The sequence below is a fragment of the Nostoc sp. genome (assembly GCF_036917935.1).
In the GTDB taxonomy this organism is placed as follows: domain Bacteria; phylum Cyanobacteriota; class Cyanobacteriia; order Cyanobacteriales; family Nostocaceae; genus Nostoc.
The window spans coordinates 24,783-43,579 of record NZ_JBALEL010000065.1; the positions used below are offsets into that span (position 1 = coordinate 24,783).

The 18,797-nt window shown below is 45.7% G+C and carries 13 protein-coding genes; 2 read left to right on the forward strand and 11 right to left on the reverse strand.

The window, feature by feature from the left end:
- Window positions 1–6: 6 nt before the first annotated feature.
- The 5 genes from V7K62_RS28875 to xseA form a co-directional block, all read right to left on the reverse strand.
- The gene (locus tag V7K62_RS28875; protein ID WP_334870278.1) at window positions 7–4,149 is read right to left on the reverse strand and encodes a PAS domain-containing protein; all 4,143 of its coding nucleotides are present in this window, start codon (window positions 4,147–4,149) and stop codon (window positions 7–9) included.
- Between the two features lie 2 nt (window positions 4,150–4,151).
- On the reverse strand, window positions 4,152–4,625 hold the full coding sequence (locus tag V7K62_RS28880; RefSeq protein ID WP_334870280.1) for a response regulator: 474 nt from the start codon (window positions 4,623–4,625) through the stop codon (window positions 4,152–4,154).
- On the reverse strand, window positions 4,622–6,865 hold the full coding sequence (locus V7K62_RS28885) for an ATP-binding protein (RefSeq protein ID WP_334870281.1): 2,244 nt from the start codon (window positions 6,863–6,865) through the stop codon (window positions 4,622–4,624). Before V7K62_RS28885 ends, V7K62_RS28880 begins: the two co-directional genes overlap by 4 nt.
- A 291-nt stretch (window positions 6,866–7,156) precedes the next feature.
- Window positions 7,157–7,384: an exodeoxyribonuclease VII small subunit gene (gene xseB, locus V7K62_RS28890; protein WP_292865122.1), complete on the reverse strand. Its 228-nt coding sequence runs from the start codon at window positions 7,382–7,384 to the stop codon at window positions 7,157–7,159.
- A 17-nt stretch (window positions 7,385–7,401) separates the two neighbouring features.
- Window positions 7,402–8,646, reverse strand: coding sequence for an exodeoxyribonuclease VII large subunit (gene xseA / locus V7K62_RS28895; RefSeq protein WP_334870358.1), 1,245 nt, complete (start codon window positions 8,644–8,646; stop codon window positions 7,402–7,404).
- 272 nt (window positions 8,647–8,918) lie between these two features.
- Between xseA and V7K62_RS28900 the strand changes: the two genes are divergently transcribed.
- Window positions 8,919–9,218, forward strand: a complete 300-nt coding sequence (locus tag V7K62_RS28900; protein ID WP_094333099.1) for a 30S ribosomal protein PSRP-3 — start codon at window positions 8,919–8,921, stop codon at window positions 9,216–9,218.
- 10 nt (window positions 9,219–9,228) lie between these two features.
- On the opposite strand, the gene V7K62_RS28905 is transcribed toward V7K62_RS28900, so the two are convergent.
- The 5 genes from V7K62_RS28905 to V7K62_RS28925 form a co-directional block, all read right to left on the reverse strand.
- Window positions 9,229–10,992: a serine/threonine-protein kinase gene (locus V7K62_RS28905; protein ID WP_334870360.1), complete on the reverse strand. Its 1,764-nt coding sequence runs from the start codon at window positions 10,990–10,992 to the stop codon at window positions 9,229–9,231.
- Window positions 10,993–11,319: 327 nt separating this feature from the next.
- Window positions 11,320–13,434, reverse strand: a complete 2,115-nt coding sequence (locus V7K62_RS28910; protein ID WP_334870284.1) for an SPFH domain-containing protein — start codon at window positions 13,432–13,434, stop codon at window positions 11,320–11,322.
- A gap of 154 nt (window positions 13,435–13,588) precedes the next feature.
- Entirely contained in the window at window positions 13,589–14,002 is a 414-nt protein-coding gene (gene atpC, locus V7K62_RS28915; protein WP_334870286.1) for an ATP synthase F1 subunit epsilon, read from the reverse strand.
- Between the two features lie 88 nt (window positions 14,003–14,090).
- Window positions 14,091–15,539 carry a F0F1 ATP synthase subunit beta gene (atpD, locus tag V7K62_RS28920; RefSeq protein WP_334870288.1) on the reverse strand — a complete coding sequence of 483 codons (1,449 nt, stop codon included), beginning with the start codon at window positions 15,537–15,539 and terminating at the stop codon, window positions 14,091–14,093.
- 228 nt (window positions 15,540–15,767) lie between these two features.
- Entirely contained in the window at window positions 15,768–16,487 is a 720-nt protein-coding gene (locus V7K62_RS28925) for a hypothetical protein (RefSeq protein ID WP_334870290.1), read from the reverse strand.
- A gap of 972 nt (window positions 16,488–17,459) precedes the next feature.
- Here V7K62_RS28925 and V7K62_RS28930 point away from each other — a divergent pair.
- Window positions 17,460–18,284 carry a SirB1 family protein gene (locus V7K62_RS28930; protein ID WP_334870292.1) on the forward strand — a complete coding sequence of 275 codons (825 nt, stop codon included), beginning with the start codon at window positions 17,460–17,462 and terminating at the stop codon, window positions 18,282–18,284.
- A 59-nt stretch (window positions 18,285–18,343) separates the two neighbouring features.
- Here the strand turns inward: V7K62_RS28930 and V7K62_RS28935 are convergent, their stop codons facing one another.
- Window positions 18,344–18,790, reverse strand: coding sequence for an SRPBCC family protein (locus V7K62_RS28935; RefSeq protein WP_334870294.1), 447 nt, complete (start codon window positions 18,788–18,790; stop codon window positions 18,344–18,346).
- Between the last annotated feature and the right edge of the window lie 7 nt (window positions 18,791–18,797).

Below are 18,797 nucleotides of genomic sequence, written 5' to 3' on the forward strand. Positions count from 1 at the left end.
TCACTTTCACCCCGCTTCGAGAATGGGATGTTTTAGTTTTGTCTGTGCAAGTGCCACCACAGCTTGAACTAACTCTTCTGGATCAAGGGGCTTGGTAACGTGCCGTTGATAGCCACTTGTTATGGCTCGCTGGGAATCCTCAACTCTGGCATAAGCAGTCAAAGCGATCGCCGGAATCTCTCCCCCTTTTTCGGGGGGTAAAGTGCGGATGTGTTGAATCAGGGAATAGCCATCAACTTCCGGCATCCCAATATCACTGACTAAGACATCGGGTTGAAAAGACTCCAGATTTGCCAATACTTCCGTCGCAGAGGCAACAGTCAGCACTTTTGCTCCATATTCAGCCAGCAATACTGTTAATAGCTCACGCGCATCGGGATCGTCATCAACTGTGAGGACTCGAATCCCCGTGAGTTCAAGTCCTGGTTGTGGCAACTCATCTGGCTGCTTGATTTCCGGTTCAACATTCAGCAGTGGCAACTGGACTGTAAAGGTGGCTCCAAAGCTTTCACCAGGACTATCAGCCGCGATCGTGCCGCCGTGAGCCTCAACCAACTGCCGGACGATCGCCAACCCCAATCCTAATCCCCCATACTTGCGAGTAATTGAGACATCTTCTTGACGGAATGATTCAAAAATATACGGGAGAAAGTCTGGATTAATGCCTTTGCCAGTGTCACTGACGATAATCTCTGCTTGATCGTTGACTCGCTTTAGTCGGGTTTCTACCCGTCCTCCCTTGGGGGTAAACTTGATAGCGTTGGAAAGTAAATTCCAAACGATCTGTTGAAGGCGGTTGGAATCTCCAGAGACTTGCCCAATATTCGGCAGTAGTGAATGCAACACAATGGATTTGGAAAGGGCGGCTGTACTTACGGTGTCGATCGCAGATTCAATCACGAATGCCAGATTTACAGGAGCCGCATCGATGCTGAGTTTGCCGCGCAGAATCTTGGCGACATCGAGCAAGTCATCAATCAGTTGAGTTTGCAGTTTAGCGTTGCGTTCAATGGTAGCTAAAGCTTCAGCCGTTTTGGTTTCACTAAATTTGCGGGTTTGCAGCAGTTTTGTCCAGCCGAGAATCGGGTTGAGAGGCGATCGCAATTCGTGGGAGAGAACGGCCAAAAACTCATCTTTGATCCGATTGGCGCGTTCGGCTTCGGCTCTGGCTGCTTGCTCCAATTTCAATAAGCGATCGCGTTCGATTTCAGCTTGTTTGCCATCGGTGATATCTTGCACATTTCCCACCATCCGCACCGCATTGCCCGCTGCATCATAGAAAACCTGACCTTTAGACGCTAACCAGCGAATGCCATCAGGATGTAAGATCCGGTAATCAGCTTCATAGTACTCTTGCTGTTGCTGGATGGTGTGAGTGACTGTTTCATTGGCTGAGGCGCGATCGTCTGGGTGCAGCAGGCTTAACCACTGTTCATAGCTGACTTGCTCTATAGTTGGGTCAAGCCCAAATAGATTGTAGTACTCTTCAGATACATGGGCGCTGTTGCGGATAATGTCCCAGTCCCATAATCCCGATCGCGTAGCCTTGTACGCCAATTTCAACCGGGCTTCGCTCTCCTGCAAGAGGAGTTCTATCTTTTTGCGATCGGTGATGTCTCGTGAAATCAACAAGATTTTTTCCAGCTGCCCGGAAGCATCCAGCATCGGGCTAACGACGACTTCCCACCATTTCGGAGTGCCTTTTCTGGTTGGGCAGTATCCGCGAAAAATGCTGACTTGGCCTGTTTTAGTGGCAGCGAGTGCCTGCTCTGCCTGTTGCCGAGAACTGCCTTCCCAGAAACAGAGCCATTCCGTATTGAGATAAAGATTTAAGTCGTCAATTTCCATTAAACACAGTCCACCTGTATTCATGTACAAAAGACGCCCATCCAGGCTTAATACCTTAATGCAATCAGAACTGCTGTCTAAAATCCGGTTTTTAAATTCTTCACTCTGGCGCAGGGCTTCCTCGGTTTGTTGGCGAGCGGTGATATCTCGCCAGGTGGCAACAAATCCGTCTCCACATTTAGCCACGCGGATATCAAACGCTCTAACCAAGCGTTGTTGTCCGTACTCATCCTCATAAACTAGGCTGTCTTTAACGAGCGGCTGTCCTGTTTCTACTACTTGACAGTATTCATCAAACAATCCACCGTCACGATGCCCTGGTAGTAATTCACACAACCCCCGCCCAATCTGCTGCTCATAAGTCATTTGATTGTTGAAACAAGCCGCATTATTGACATATTCAGTCACAAAATCGACAATCTGTCCCTGCTCATTCCGGACAGCACGGTATACCCCAAAACAATCCAGCATATTTTCAACTGAAGTGCGGAAGCGTTCTTCACTTTCTTGCAGGGCTGCAAGAGAGTGTTTGCGATCGCTGATGTCTTCGGCAATACCTGCAAACCGATAAATCTTTCCTGTTTCATCTCGAAGCCCAAAGCAGCGATCGTGAACCCAGCGAATACTACCATCGGCTAAAATAATCCGATACTCTTGATCAAATTTATCGGCGACAGCTTTTTGCTGAAACGCTCTCTGGGTCGATTCTCGATCCTCTGGGTGAATCCGATCGATCCATGCTTGTTGTCCTTGATACAATTCCTGCGGGTTAAATCCCCACAGTCGTTCGTAGGCAGGACTGACATAGCTGACTCGGTTTTCCGACACTTCTGTAATCCAGAACACCGCATCAATATTTTCTGCCAGCTGCCGAAAACGTTCCTCACTCTCGCGCAGAGCTTCGGCTGATCGTTTGCGTTCGGTGATATCTAAATCAATACCCGCCATCTGAATCGGTTGCCCGTGTTGGTCGTAAAATACCTTGCCCTGGCTCAGTGCCCACCGAATCTTACCGTTGGGATATACTACCCGAAATTCAATGTCATAGTCTTCTTTGGTGGCGACAGCACGATCTACGGCTGCGATCACGCGATCGCGATCGTCAAGGTGCAACCGCGCCACAAACATCTCGAATGAGCCGTCAAACTCTCCTGGTTCCATTCCAAATAAGGCTTCCAGGTTATCCGACCAGGAAATTTTTCCGGTTTGGATGTTCCAGTTCCACGTTCCCATCCGAGAGGCTGAGAGTGCTAATTGTAGCCGTTCTTCGCTCTGGCGCAGTTTTGCTTCTACCTGTTGGCGTTCTTTTAGTTCATGCTGTGCTTGCTGATACAGTTCTGCCTGTCGCAAGGCGATACTCATCTGAGTTGCCAACTCTTTGAGCAAGTCAATCTCTAAGGGTTGCCAGAAGCGAGGGGAAGCACAATGATGAGCAATTAGCAATCCCCAAAAGTGGTTATCTTGCAGAATTGGCACAACCAGATTAGCTTTTACTTGAAACTGAGCCAATAATTCAACGTGGCACGGGTCAATACTGCTATTTTGAATATCAAATATCGCGGTTACGCAACCTTGACGATAACGTTCGAGATAATTCTTCACAAAAGCCGGATCGTAGCTTGAGGTTTCCGGTCGATTCCATGCCAGGTAGTTCTCAGCAAGACAGGGATCGTGGATCGTCGATTCCAGGAGCGATCGCCACTCTCTCCCAACGGATTCTGCGACTACAGTCCCATCCCCGTCAGGTTTTAACCGAAAAACCACAACGCGATCGGTGTGGAGAAACTGCCGGACTGCGGCTACGGTTGTCTGAAGTATTTCATTTAGATTCAGCGATTGGTGAATTTGCTGGGTAATCTGTGCGACTACGCGCTCTCGGTCAATACGCTGTTGTAGTTGGGTGCGTAGCCGCACTGTTTCAATTGCCCCATTGACTGCTATTTGCAGCCCTTCTGGGGTAATTTGCCCTTTGACGAGATAATCTTGTGCGCCCGCTTTCATCGCCTGAACTGCGATCGCCTCATTGCCCTGCCCTGTGACAACAATCACAGGTAAGCACGGCTGTGGACTCAGGGATTGCAATTGAGCGAGAAATTCCAGTCCGTCGAGATCGGGCAGTCGATAATCAAGCAACACAACATCGGGCTGGTGTTGCTGCCAAAGTTCTAATCCTTCCTGCCCCAAGGTTGCTTCTAAAAGTGTATAGGAATACTCGCGATCGCGCAGCAAACACCGCCGATAGAGTTCTCGATCTTCTGGCGAATCATCGACAATTAAGACAATGCGCGATCTCTGACTCATAACTAATCCTTCGGGGAATCGGGCAGTGTCGTCACTTCAAACCAATACTCTACCAGCATCTGAATATCTCGTTTCAGTTGAGCAAAATTGATCGGCTTAACGATATAGCTGTTGACTCCATATCGATAGCATACTTCGATATCTTTGGGATTGTTAGAGGTGGTAAACACTACCACCGGAATCATGTTCAAGCTGTCATCCTGTTTAATCCGGCGCAATACTTCTCGTCCATCAGTTCCGGGCAGGTTCAAGTCAAGCATAATCAAGCCGGGGCGGGGCGCAGTTTCACGCTCAACAAAGTTGCCAGTTCGATAAAGAAACGCCAAAGCTTGTTCCCCATTCACACACCGCTGAATCGGGATCGCAATGCTAGAGCGCCCTAGAAATCGTTGTAGTGCCTCAAAATCTTCGTTGCTGTCCTCCACAACTAAAAGTAATGGCGTTTGCCTGACAGGAGAAGCTGAAAAGCTAGTCATGTATTTGCCTCCACTGACAGGGTGAAGTAAAACGTACTGCCAAGAGTTGGGGTAGATTCCACCCAAATTCTACCACCGTGCCGTTCCACGATTTTGCGGGCTATGGTTAACCCTACTCCAGTCCCACCGCCAAATTCCTCCCGTCCATGTAAGCGGCGGAATATCTCAAAGATTTTTTCGAGATGCTCTTTGAGGATGCCAATGCCGTTATCACGAACGTAGAAAGTTAGATAAGTGGGAGCATCTCCTTCGATGAAACCAATTTCGACCCGCTTCTGGGGTTTATCATTATACTTAATAGCGTTGCTGATCAGGTTGGTGAAGAGTTCATTGATTTGAGCGCGATCGCATTCAACGCTCTTAAAGGGTTGAGGAATCCGAAACTCAACTTCACTCTGGGGGCGGGCAATGGTCAACGTGGTGATTACCTGCTGCAATAACTCATTCAGATTCACTGGTTGCCGGATCAGTTCGGCGCGTCCCAACCGGGAGAAATGCAGGAGTGAATTGATCAAGTCTTCCATTCGCTGCGTCAGCCGCACCAAGGTTTGGAGTTTGGCAACTCCAGCGTTATCCAGTACGTCTGCATAGTCCTCCATTAAGAAGTTAGCATAGTTGTGAATGCCCCGCAGCGGTTCTTTCAGGTCATGGGAGGCAACGTAGGCGAAAGAATCGAGTTCTTCGTTACTCCGTTGTAATTCAAAATTCATCGATGCCAGTTTGTCTGCTTGTCGCAACACAACACCGACAACTAGGCTTCGCAGTTCAGCAACCGCTTCAACTTCGCAAGGTTTCCAGGGTAGGGCAGACCCTTGCACTGTTTCTTGCCAGATTTCAAAGGATTTGCGAGGAGACATTCTGAAACTGCCATCTGCCAAAACTTCCACAGGCTTGTTGGGGTTGCCGCCCCAATTCACCGTTTGAATTATCTCTGGACGAAACCAGAGAATGTAATTGTGATCAACTCTAGAAATTTCCAGGGCTAAAACGCCACTGCCGATCGCTTTAAATGACTCGGCAGCAGGGTAATCTTTCGTGAGCGATCGCGTCTCAAACAAGTTATGATCCAGGTGAGGTTTAATCCAATCAAGTAAGGCGTGAACCTCTTCCTCAGATGGCGTTTTACCGACTCGAATACACTGGTTGCCACTGCATATTACCGCTCCCGTGGCGCTGGTCAGATTAAGTAATTCAGATTTCAGTTGCACCATCCCATCCAGGAAATACTCAGCCTGAGACAAGCCTTCCACAAATTGAGTTTGCAGTGACTTCAATTGCCTTTTGTAATCAATGTCTTCACTGGCTTCTTTGTTTGCCAGTTCCACAGACATCACCTGTCCAATAAACTCGCAGATGGTGCGGATATTGTAAGAAACATATTTGGGGGAGGAATGATGACAGGAAATCAATCCCCAAAGCTTTTGATCCTGCATCAGAGAAATAGACATAGAGGCGGTCACGCCCATATTTTGCATATACTCTAGATGAATTGGAGAAACACTCCGCAACACCGATACACTCAGATCCAGCGGTTGATTTGTTAAGGGATTGTTCGCTGGAATTAAGGCGACAGACTGGTAGCTGGCATCTGGAATCAGCCGCAGCCAGTTGAGGGTATATAGCTGTCTGGCTTGCTTAGGAATGTCAGAGGGTGGATAGTGTAAATCTAAATAGGGCGTTTCCTGATTGGTGTCTTCAGCGATTACCCTGCCCGCCTCTTCCCGATCAAATCGATAGACCATGACGCGATCAAAGCCAGTGATTCGCCGGACTTCTGTAACCACAATCTGGCACATTTCCAGCAGCGTTGGTGCTTTCTGAATGCGAGTGATGCTTCCTCTTACTTGTTGATAGAAGTCAAAAAAGTCTGTTTTTCCCTTTGCTTTTTTCGGCTCTAATTCTAGAATAATGATATTATCTAAACGATGTACAATACCATCAAAATAAATTGATTTATTCAGATATTTGATAGACAGGTTAAGGGGATTAACGCTCTCAAAATCCTCTGCCAGACATTTTTGAATTAGCTTCAGCTGCTTGGCATCGAGTAAATTTGACAGCGACTTGCCCAGCAATTCATCAGGTTGACGACCAACAACTTTTTGAGTGTTGCTGCTCACCTGAAGGATTTCCAGAGTTGGATCTTGCAAAACCAGTAAAACGCCGTGAGGCTGGATCAGACTTGGAATGTGGATCGGTTCGCGATCGCAGTTTGTCAAATCAATGATCTCATCAGTCATTCTCAGTTTCTCAAACTCCTCATTAGAACTTTGATAGAAATCAGAAATGTTGAATATCTAGTGAAAACAGAGATTTACTAAGTCAAATTATTTCTTTTTCGCTATTTAGCTTTTTAATTATATTTAACTTACTAATAAAACTCTCTATAAAATATACAGGTTTTAAATAGATACTTTAACTATAGCAATCCTGAATCAAACGCGCAGAAACAAGTCCCTGATTTTTTCAATAATTCGGGAATCTCCGGGTTGAAATTCGACTACTTCAGCCTTGATATCAGGCTCTAGCTTCTACTCTTGGTTTAATGTTTCAATCAACAAATCTACCTGCTGTTGTCGCTGCTGCAAAAAACCCTCGCACTGACGCAAATACTCCACAGCAGTTGCAAATTGGTCAAACACAGCCGACAATTCCAACTCACCCGCCTCAATGCGAGTAATAATTCCCTCTATTTCAGCAACCTTCGCCTCATAATTCCAACCTTCCTCAGAACTAGAAGCACCCTTACGTTTAACCATTCAACTCTCTGTGTCCTCTACGCCTGGAGCGATTCGTTCACTTCCATAACCTTTACTTTAACTCCACCCTGCCCCAATTCAATCAACAAATCTTGCCCCACAGCCAACTCCGTTGCCGAACGAGCGATCGCCCCATCTTCCCGCCTCACCACCGCATAACCACGCTGTAACACCGCTTTCGGGTCAAGACTAGCCAACTTCTGCCGCAATAACTCTAAATGCTGCGTTGCTTGCTGCGATCGCCCCGTCGTCATTTGCACCAAAAGCTGACGCTTCCAAGCTAGCTTTTCCACCTCCTGCTGCACTTGCCGATCTAACCGCAAACGTCGCAAACGGTTTCGCAATACTTGCAGTTTATTCTCAGCATTTTCCCTAAAGTCATGCACCGCCTCATCTAAAGCCACAACTCGCCCCCGATGTTCAGTATACAACTCTGAAAGTGCTGGCACAACCATTTCTGCTGCCGCAGTCGGTGTATGCACACAAGCATCTGCGACTAAATCTGCCAAAGATTCATCTCGTTGATGGCCAATACCAGTAATTACAGGAATAGAACAACTAGCCAGCGATCGCACCACTCGTTCATCATTAAAGCAAGCCAACTCTTCCACCGCGCCACCACCCCGCGATAAAATTAGCACTTCGGCGCGGCCATCTCTTTCCACGCGCTCAATTGCTTTAACGATAGATTCCGGCGCTTGCTCACCTTGGACTGTCGCCGGAGAAAATAAAACGTGTAAACCTGGATACCTTTGCTTCAGGGTTTTTTGAATATCGCCCCAAGCAGCAGCCGTTGGGGAAGTGACGACAGCGATCGTTTGGGGGTGGGTGGGGAGCGATCGCTTTCTTTGAGGATCAAATAACCCTTCAGCCAGCAAGCGATTTTTGAGTTGTTGATAGCGCAGAGCCTGTAAACCAACACCAGCAGGTAGAGTCTGCCAAATTGATAACTGATACTCTCCCCGTTGCGGATACAGGCGAATACTGCCCAAAATAATTATTTGCTCACCGGGAACGGGTGTCTGGGCGAGTTTTGGCAATTGGCTATTCCATACTACACACTTAATTCCGGCGGTGCGATCCGTATCTTGCAGCGTAAAAAATAAACCACTGCGATGGTGGTTAGCACTGGAAACTTCGCCAGTTACCCAAACTTGCCGCAATTGTTCATCTTGCTCTAACAGCAAGCGGATATAGTCAGTTAATCCAGATACTGAAAGCGCTGTATCGAGAATCAGAGAGTCGGGAAGGTCGAGAGTCATCAAAGATGCCTGAAAGCATTTGTGCTGAAGCGATTCTAGCATTTTAATCAAAACGAAAGTTTATGCCAGTAAACGCTTTAATCTTTTGTAGACATCATCGATAGCTTGGCTTTAGTGATTATTCACCAAAACGAAACTAACCGGATAACACAGCCCAAAAACCTGATGGGAGACCATTCTCAATTACTGTTTGGTCATTTGATAGAGTATTGCGTTAAAATAAGCGATCGCTATCCTAGTTAAGTAATGCCCGGAAATTCCCGGAGGTGTGATTGACCAAGTTTATTTTGAAAATTCTGTGGTTAGACGAGAACGTTGCTCTAGCAGTCGATCAAGTTGTAGGCAAAGGCACCAGTCCTTTGACTAAGTACTTCTTTTGGCCCAGAAATGATGCCTGGGAAGAGTTAAAAAAGGAACTCGAATCCAAACATTGGATTACTGACCTGGATCGTGTTGAGTTGCTTAACAAAGCGACAGAAGTGATTAACTACTGGCAAGAGGAAGGCAGAAACCGTCCAATGGCAGAAGCTCAGTTGAAATTTCCAGAAGTTGCCTTCACAGGTAGCGCCTGATATTACAAAATTAGCTATTTTGCTGTTCTACAAGCTGCCACAGTTTGATAGTCTTGTCCCGGCTGCCACTTGCAATTAATTGTGTAACTTTGCTCACAGCAACAGCAGATACTGAGTCTATATGACCAGAGAGAGTAACAATCTCTTCTGCTGTGCTTACCCTCCAAAGTTTAACTGTTTTGTCGCAACTTGCACTTAGGAGCGTTTCGCCATCGGCAGTAAAAGCCACAGCCACCACAGACCAGGAATGGCCTACAAGTGTGCAAATTAACTGACCAGTGTTTACCTCCCACAATTTAATAGTGTTATCATCACTACCCGACGCCAAAATTTGACCATCGGGACTAAAAGCGACTGTCAAAACCGCCCAGGCATGACCCGAAAGGGTGCTTAACAAGCTATAGCATGGGCGGTTTTGAAGTTCTCTCTGGGAACCTTCTAATAGAGGTATCTGCCACAAGCGAATTGTTCTGTCATAACTAGCACTGGCTAAAAGCTGTCCTTGGGGACTAAATGCTACTGAATTTACCTGTAATTGGTGTCCAGTTATGGTAAAAATCTCTGTGCCACTATTTACATCCCAGAGTTTGATTGTCTTATCCCAGCTACCACTAGCGAGAATCTGCCCATCTGGACTGAAAGCAACTGATTTTACAATATGTGAGTGTCCCAATAGGGTGCAGATTTCCTCTAATGTCTCAACCTGCCACAATTTGATCGTTTTATCATCGCTAGCAGTTGCCAGAATTTGACCATCAGGACTGAAGCTAACTGATTTTACAGCTTGGGAATGTCCTGATAAGCTAGCTAGGACTTTTTTGGTATTTAAATCCCACAATTTGACGATTTTATCATCACTAGCACTGACTAAAGTGTAACCGTCAGGACTGATGGCAAGGGCATTCACACTACTGAATGTCCCAGAATGTCCAGTTAGAGTATGTAAGCACTGCCAAGGAGGATTTTGGATTTTGAGATTTTGGATTTTAGATTCCATACCCATTGCTTGCATAACTTCATCAGCTGATTGAAAACGACGGTTAACAGCATTTTGCAGTAGCTTGTCGAGGATTTGTGCCAAGCGTAGATGCAAAGCGTCTTGTCGCCAGGCATCGCTTATTCTACTTGTAAGATAATCTCGCCAAACCCAACAATCATTTGCAATATCAAATAAATCAAAGGGAGGAATCTGCGTAAGTAAGTAAATGCAAGTTACGCCCAAGCTATATAAGTCACTAGCAAAAACCGCTTTTCCTCTCGCTTGTTCTGGTGCAGCATATTCTGGACTGCCAATACTGGTTTCAGATGTGAGCCGATCGATTTCTGTGACGATTTTCGCAGTTGTAAAATCGACTATGACCAAATCCCCGTTCTTGGTAATTGGGGATCTACGGATGATATTTTGGGGTTTAATATCGCGGTGGATGATGTGGCGATCGCTAATAAACTGAAAAACTGGCAACAAATCTTCTAACAATTGCCAAATCTGAGTTTCATTAAAAGCGCCTTCTTCCTCAACCACCTGAGCTAAATTAGTACCTGCAATAAACTCCTGCACTAAATAAAAATGCCCGTTCTGTTGAAAATAACCCAATAAAGCAGGAATTTGGGGATGCTTTCCTAATTCTTCTAACTTTTGCGCCTTTTGCTGAAAAGTTTTAGATGTCTCGTATTCCAACGATAATTCTTGAACGACACAAGGAATTGGCGGAAACTGACCCTCATCTACAGCGAGGAAGGTTTTGCAGAATCCCCCTTTACTAATCTGCTTCATTAAACGATAACGTTCTTGTAACAGCAAAATTTCTCCGCCAGAATTACAGCTAGCCAAGGCGAATAGAATTCGCGGCTACACAAACAAAGTGCGCCTCCGCGCAATATGGTTCGGTTAACATGTTTGTCTCTCGAAGATCCCCCCAACCCCCCTTAAAAAGGGGGGCTTTTTCTGATCTTTACCCCCTTGTTAAGGGGGTCGCCGCAGGCGGGGGGATCTGATCCGAACCGTATTGCGCCTCCGCCGACTAAGGAAAAATTGAGGATTTGAAACCCACGGAGGTGGGTTTTACCTGTGTAGACGCGGTTTATAACCGCCCTTTTAACGTTAAGTTGACTTATTATCTACAGGGAAATTCACAACTATCGGTGGAAAACCGTTTTCTGTGGTTGGTTGTGCTTTGGTAATTACTGGTTGCGGATGCAAAGGTGTTGGTGTCAATTCACCCTTACCAGTTTGATTCCATAAAATCAGGGATAGTAGCCCATCCACTAAGCCGTTATTGCCGCCGTTACCGCTAACTAAGACATCTGGAATCAGGCGGACATTGCGATCGCCGATAATTTGCATTAGTTGCATTGCTGTATAACCTTGGGAACCCAAAGCTTCCACACCAGCTTGGTATGTCTCCGCTTTAGCGTTACCTGTGGCCCGAATACCTTCAGCCTCAGCAATTGCCCGGAGTTTTGTCCCCTCAGCTTCACCGTTTGCCTCTTTGATTTGGGCTTGCGCTTTCAAGTCAGCAATATGCACACTCTGCTCCGATTTCACCATTTCTTGCTGGATATTAGCCAGTGCCGTTTCCCGGACAAGCTGCTGCCGTTGGGTTTGCGCCATCTGCTGGACTTCATAAGTCTTGCGTTCTTCTTCAGCAATTTTCCGGTCTGTCTGTGTCTGCATTAGTGATGCTGGTGGCTGAATATCACCAATCAGGGTATCGATTGCTTGCACGTCATAAGCCCGCAATGCTGTTTTAATATACTCAGCAGCCTCAGTTTGTCGCTCACTCCGAGCAGTCAGAAAGTCTAGTACAGTACAGTTTTGGGCTGAGTTGCGGAAATAATTACCGATAGTCGGTTCTAATACATGGTCTACTAGATTTTGCATTGCACCAACGCGAGAAATTACCTTCGGGGCATCTAAGGCACCCACATGGATAATTTGCGCTACTTCTAAATCAAAGGCGAACCCATCACGCGATCGCACTGTCAAGGAAGCAAGTTGAGCATCATAGCTGTGGCGTTCGGTACGACCTGACCAGTTTAATACTATGTTGGTCGTTGGCACCAGTTCCATCTTCATAATCCGGGAATTAATCGGGTGTTTACCAGGATATAGCGGTTCGACCCACACACCCTTATGTCCCTGATTCACCAAGTTACCGTGGGTGAAAGCGGCGCCGCTGACATCTTGATGGGCCTTACCCACGAAAGAAATTACCACACCCACATACCCAATGGGAATTTCTGTCATCGGTACTTGCTCAACCTGGACAAACCAAGGATTCAAGTTCCAAGAACCAGAAAGCAAGGTTTGCTCTTGTAAGCCTCGCCGTCCACCACCATCAATAAATTTCTGACCATTTTGGAAGTTATTGTGTTTGTCAATTATCGGGCCTGCGAGTTCACCAGCAGAAATTGGTACACCATCTAAGGTAGTAACGATGCCAACTTTGTCAGCTGCCAGACTGTACACTCGCAACTGTTCTGGAGTCATGCCATGAGCGCTGGCATTTGATGCCATGATGACTTTAAACAGGGCAGTATTCATCCGGTACGTACCAGCGGTGAGAAAACCCATTTGCCGCCCTTTTTCCCCGCCTTGGATAAGGAATTTCCGAGCATCTTGGAAGTTGTCACAACCCACGATTTTACCCAAAATCCGCTCTGGTGGGTTGGATGCTCCATCTGCCGCCACAATCAAAGCGATTTCCCCTTGGGGAACGACAATTACCGATTCTTTCTTTACAGAATACTGCCAAGGCCAATAGCCCCAGTGCCAACCAGGAGCTAAGGTATCTGCCTGTAAGCCAGCTTCGCCGTTGAGGGCAATCAAACTGCCGGCGGGGAGTCCACGCCCGGAAAGGGTAAATTTCCTCACCACAATGCCAACTTCACGTTCGCCAATCACCACCAGTCCACCAAAGAACAGGGGGACAAATATGACTAAACCGCCAACAAGTAGAATGGGAACCATTACAACAGGATCAATTCCAGCAGCTTGATATTGAGTCCTGCTAGTTTGTAACTGGGTAATATTTGGTGTGGTCTGATTTAGCTGGATTGATGCCGAAGTGATTTCTTTTGCAGTAGTTATTTTGACAGAAGTAGCATTGGCAGAATGAATACTACCAGCGATGGCTAACGTTGCTACGACAGATGTTGCAAAACGAGCTACCTTATTTTGTTTACGCTTACCAAGGGAAGATGAAAAGCTTTTCATAATTTGTGCCCATTTGGGCAACTAATTAGTTAAGTTAACACTTCAGCAAGACTTGCCTCGATTTCTTAAACTTGGCGTAATTTTTTGGAAAAATTAATAAATATTTTGTAGGTTGGAAATTGCCCAACCTACAAATCTGAAATATAAAGTTAAATTAGACCGAACCGCCAGCGGCTTGAAACCGAGCGCGGGCGCGTTTGAAGGCTTGGTTTACCTGGATTTGGGCTTGGCGATCGTCTGCTGTCACTTGATTCAGTCGCGCTTCTGCTTGGTTATAAGCAGTCCGGGCTTCATCAAGGTTAATTTTGTCGCCACGTTCAGCGCCGTTAACCAGAATTGTCACTTCATTTTCTTCGACTTCGGCAAAGCCACCCAAAAGAGCGATCGCTTGCCAATTCTGATTTTTAGCGGCACGGACTCGCATGACACCAATATCCAGAGCGGTCAAAAGTGGTGCGTGTCCAGTTAGGATACCTAGTTGACCAGTAGTGCTAGGTAAAACGACTTCTTCAGCTGGGGCATCCCATACTGTTTTATCTGGGGAAATTACACGAACGGTTAATGTCATTTGTCCTTTGTCCTTTGTCCTGTGTCTTTTGCAATTTGCCATCAGTCATTAGCACTTGAACTAATGACTAATGACCAATGACGAATGACTAACCTTTCATTTTTTCAGCTTTGGCGATCGCTTCGTTAATATCGCCAACCAAGTAGAAAGCCTGTTCTGGCAGAGCATCCAACTCACCAGACAGAATCTTTTGGAAGCCTTTGATGGTATCTTCCAACTTCACGTACTTACCAGGAGAACCGGTGAATACTTCTGCCACAAAGAACGGCTGAGACAAGAAACGCTCAACTTTCCTGGCCCGCGCTACGATCAGACGGTCATCTTCAGATAATTCATCTAGACCAAGAATGGCGATAATGTCTTGGAGTTCTTTATAACGTTGCAGAGTTGATTGCACCGCCCGAGCCGTATTGTAGTGTTCATCACCAACAATGTTGGGCTGTAGCATGGTGGAAGTGGAATTAAGCGGGTCTACTGCGGGATAAATTCCCTTCGATGCCAAACCGCGAGACAGCACTGTTGTACCGTCCAAGTGTGCGAAGGTGGTAGCAGGTGCGGGGTCGGTGAGGTCATCCGCAGGTACGTATACTGCTTGAATGGAGGTAATGGAACCCTCTGTAGTCGAGGTAATCCGCTCTTGCAATTCACCTACGTCGGTTCCCAATGTGGGCTGATATCCGACCGCAGATGGCATCCGACCTAGTAGCGCCGAAACTTCCGAACCCGCTTGTACGAATCGGAAGATGTTATCAATAAACAGCAGCACATCCTGCTTACTCACGTCGCGGAAGTATTCGGCCATTGTCAATCCTGACAGACCAACCCGCATTCTGGCTCCAGGTGGCTCGTTCATCTGACCATACACAAGAGCAATCTTGGAATCATTGAGGTTCTCGTTATTGATCACCCCAGATTCGATCATTTCGTTGTAAAGGTCATTACCTTCACGGGTGCGCTCACCCACGCCAGCAAAAACGGATACTCCACCGTGCTGGGTAGCGATGTTGTTGATCAACTCCATCATGATCACGGTCTTACCAACACCAGCACCGCCGAATAGACCAATCTTACCGCCGCGTCGATAGGGAGTCAGAAGGTCAACAACTTTAATCCCAGTCTCAAACACCGAAGGTTTGGTTTCCAGGTCGGTGAATTTGGGAGCAGAGCGGTGGATGGGTAAAGTTGTCTCAGCATTTACAGGACCCCTGTTGTCCACAGGTTCGCCAAGGACGTTGAAAATCCGGCCCAAAGTGGCTTTCCCAACTGGTACGCTGATGGAAGCGCCTGTATCGGTGACTTCAAAACCGCGCACTAAGCCTTCGGTGGAACTCATTGCAACAGTCCGCACCTGGTTGTCGCCCAGCAGTTGCTGTACTTCAACGGTGATGTTGATTTCCTGTCCAGCTTCGTTGGTGCCTTTGATTTTCAAAGCGTTGTAGATTTGTGGCAATTTCCCGCCGGGAAATTTAACGTCTACAACTGGGCCAATGATTTGGGTAATGTAACCAATGTTTGTTTTTTCTGCGGTTGTGACCATGCTGCGCCTAATGAGTGAAGCTAGATTTCAGATAAGGTCGGAGAAGACATAATAATAAGCAATGTCACCTTTCACTGTAGCACCGGACGGGGACATAACTCCCTTAGTAATTCCTTAAAAAGGAGTTTAGCGGCTGAGGTTTGTAGCGCATCAGAAATATCCAAAATTCAAACTGCCGTGTCAGGCGATTGCTGACCGGCAGTATTCAAATTCGGTTGGCGATGTATTTTAGACTCTAGCTATAGCTTTATGCTGTTTGTCTTTCAGTGTCAAACCTGCGCCTAAAGCAGCGAATGCCAGCAGTCCGGTAATAGAGGTTGGTTCAGGAACTGATATTGGATGCGTCCTAAATTCAGTAACTAAACCATAGCTTGTAAACCCAGTGCCAAAATTATGTGCGCGGCTAGAATCATTACCGAAAGTACCGTTTCTTGCATCTAAAAATCCCGAACCTTCGCCGAGACTGTTAGTTTTGAAAATATCAAGCAGAAGATTACCTTTTGAAGGATTGTAGAGAAAGCTAGATTGTGCTGATATGCTGAAAGTCTTGCCAATGATGGTTCCACCAAGCTTCCCCTTAAAAAATAAGCTATTATCAGTACCTACGTTGCTACTGAAATTGACAGTATCTAAAGCATTCACAGCTTTTGCTGTTGTTGATAAATAAACTTCATAGGTGGCTGTGTCGATAATATTCGATACCCTCAAGTATTCGGTGTTAAAAAACGAGATTTCATCAATGACAACTGCATCTGAAAACAAATCAGCATTATATACTTGCTGATAGCGCGTACCATTCAAACAGTTAAAAGGAAAACAGTTTCCACTATTTAGACCAGGAGAATTACCAATAACAATGGCGTGAACTGTAGTAGTAAGAGAAACTGAAGTTATGCAAACTCCAGCAGCAAGTATTGATAATTTTTTTAGCATTATTAAAGTATTCATGAGATTTTTTACTCCTCCATTAAAAAAACTCAAAGAGCATAAATAGATTGGCCGTTCGGCGTTATTTGTCGTTGGGATAAGGCAGGAGGTGAGCCACCCTGTTGTGGGATTCTTACAGCAGTTGCTTCAAGTGGGGCATTACCTGCCCAACGCGACTGCCTATTGTAGGGAGCGACATATCCCTACGGGGGCAAGCAAACTACGCATAGCGATCGCACATACAAGCAGTAATTTATGGCGCTACTGGCATAGTATTAACTTGATTTCAGCTAAATCGTATAACTATGAGCATTATTGGTAAATAGAGTTGGAAAAACAAGTATTATTACTCATATTCACTAAAAATTTATAATAGTAATTTGTATTTTTCTAAAATATAAAAATTGCCAAAACCATAGTAAACCATAGTATATAAAGCTTTTATCGCGATTTTCCGGCTATTACTAAATTAATAAATATATAAAATTTGTATAAAATTATAATAATTTATATATCGTGATACATATTTGTATTAAGATATGTGATTTGCCTGGGCGCAGCCCGTCGTAGACATCACCAACACAGCATTTAGTAAAAGTTAGTTGGCAATAGATATAGGACTAGTATTTGATTTTTGAAATGCACGTAGTGGACTGTCTAGGCTTTAATAGTGCATTAGACGTAAACGTAGGTTGGGTGGAGGCTTTGCGTAACCCAACATATATCAGGATGTTGGGTTGCGCTCCTCTCCATCCAACAAAGCAATTTTTTGCAACATTAAAGCCATGACAGTTCACTACAAGACTACCGAGATTTTTTCAGAAATCAAATATGATTCCTATATATATAAAGCTATCTACAAACTACATTTCCAAAACTTCTGAATATCCATAAGATAAAGATAGATACGAAAAACTGCTTTTAGCCAAGCCGCGATGCCTAAGTTGGGCGTAGCTGCGGCTTCATCCTCACACTTCCACCGAACAACAGCTTATGAATTTCTCGTCAGCACGACAATATTTTTACCAGGAAATTCAGCAGTCTGACGAGCAGATTGACCTAGCAAAGGCAGCTTTGTATATTGCACTAGAAGAATATCCCAAGCTAGACCCAGAGGAATATCTCAACGCCCTTGAGACAATGGCATGGGAGTTACAAGAACGCCTGCCTTCCTCACGATATCCTTTGCGGATAGTTCAAAGTATTAATCAGTATCTCTACGATGATTTAAAGTTTTCTGGTAACAAAATTGACTATTATGACCCACGCAACAGCTTTTTGAATGATGTAATTGATCGCCGAGTGGGGATTCCCATTACCTTAGCGCTGGTTTACCTGGAGGTTGCTCGACGGATTGATTTTCCGATGGTGGGTATAGGAATGCCAGGACATTTCCTAATCCGCCCAGATATTCCCGATATAGAGATTTTTGTAGATGCTTTCAATGGCGGTGAAATAATATTTGCCCAAGATTGCGAGGAACGGCTGTCTCAACTTTATCAGCAACCTGTGACGCTACAACCAGAATTTTTAGCTGTAGTCAGTAATCGGCAATTTTTGGCACGGATGCTGACAAATTTAAAATTTATTTACCTCAAACAGCAAAAGCTAGAAAAAACGCTGGGAGCGGTTGAACGAATTTTGTTGCTGTTTCCTGGTTTAACTTTAGAATTGCGCGATCGCGGCTTGATTTACTATCAACTCGGTTACTACCCCCAAGCCGTAGACGACTTACAAAATTATTTAACAAAAATTCCCGATGCCGAAGATGCCTCTGTGATTCGGCGGCTACTTACCGAATTGGGTAAAGACAACTAGGGAGTGGGGAGTGGGCATTGGGTACTGGGAAAGAGTTTCAGTAAGCCAATGACTAATGACTAATTTTGTTGTTCTTCTGCGACTCGTTTGAGGCGGCGCAGCTGGGCTTGCATATCTTCTTTTGTCCAAGATGCGGCAAAGGTGTTGAAGCCCCAACTCACTAAGGGGTTAGGGATATCGTACTCAAAGCGGTTCAATAGAAGCGTTCCCTTTTCTGTGGGTTGACATTCCCAGCGATCGCGCCCTTGAAAAAATCCCTGAAATTCCCAAACTACCAAACCCGGTTGTCGTTCCACAACTAGGCTATTCAACGTGGGTTTTAGTAGAGGAATTTGAATAATAAAACGACTTTGACTGCCGACATCGGTGCTCCAAGCTTCGCCTACAGGTTCGCAACGGAGGACGGGGTTGAGCCAACGGTGCATGAGGGTTAAATCGCTAAGACAGCGCTCCACCACCGTAGCTGTAGCATTAATTTGAATCGATTGTTCCAAAACTTGGGACATTCTACAT

Bases quoted from the DNA above. Each gene is read 5' to 3' on its own strand.
- V7K62_RS28875 (WP_334870278.1), bottom strand. From the start codon at position 4,149: ATGAGTCAGAGATCGCGCATTGTCTTAATTGTCGATGATTCGCCAGAA.
- V7K62_RS28880 (WP_334870280.1), bottom strand. From the start codon at position 4,625: ATGACTAGCTTTTCAGCTTCTCCTGTCAGGCAAACGCCATTACTTTTA.
- V7K62_RS28885 (WP_334870281.1), bottom strand. From the start codon at position 6,865: ATGACTGATGAGATCATTGATTTGACAAACTGCGATCGCGAACCGATC.
- xseB (WP_292865122.1), bottom strand. From the start codon at position 7,384: ATGGTTAAACGTAAGGGTGCTTCTAGTTCTGAGGAAGGTTGGAATTAT.
- xseA (WP_334870358.1), bottom strand. From the start codon at position 8,646: ATGACTCTCGACCTTCCCGACTCTCTGATTCTCGATACAGCGCTTTCA.
- V7K62_RS28905 (WP_334870360.1), bottom strand. From the start codon at position 10,992: ATGAAGCAGATTAGTAAAGGGGGATTCTGCAAAACCTTCCTCGCTGTA.
- V7K62_RS28910 (WP_334870284.1), bottom strand. From the start codon at position 13,434: ATGAAAAGCTTTTCATCTTCCCTTGGTAAGCGTAAACAAAATAAGGTA.
- atpC (WP_334870286.1), bottom strand. From the start codon at position 14,002: ATGACATTAACCGTTCGTGTAATTTCCCCAGATAAAACAGTATGGGAT.
- atpD (WP_334870288.1), bottom strand. From the start codon at position 15,539: ATGGTCACAACCGCAGAAAAAACAAACATTGGTTACATTACCCAAATC.
- V7K62_RS28925 (WP_334870290.1), bottom strand. From the start codon at position 16,487: ATGAATACTTTAATAATGCTAAAAAAATTATCAATACTTGCTGCTGGA.
- V7K62_RS28930 (WP_334870292.1), top strand. From the start codon at position 17,460: ATGAATTTCTCGTCAGCACGACAATATTTTTACCAGGAAATTCAGCAG.
- V7K62_RS28935 (WP_334870294.1), bottom strand. From the start codon at position 18,790: ATGTCCCAAGTTTTGGAACAATCGATTCAAATTAATGCTACAGCTACG.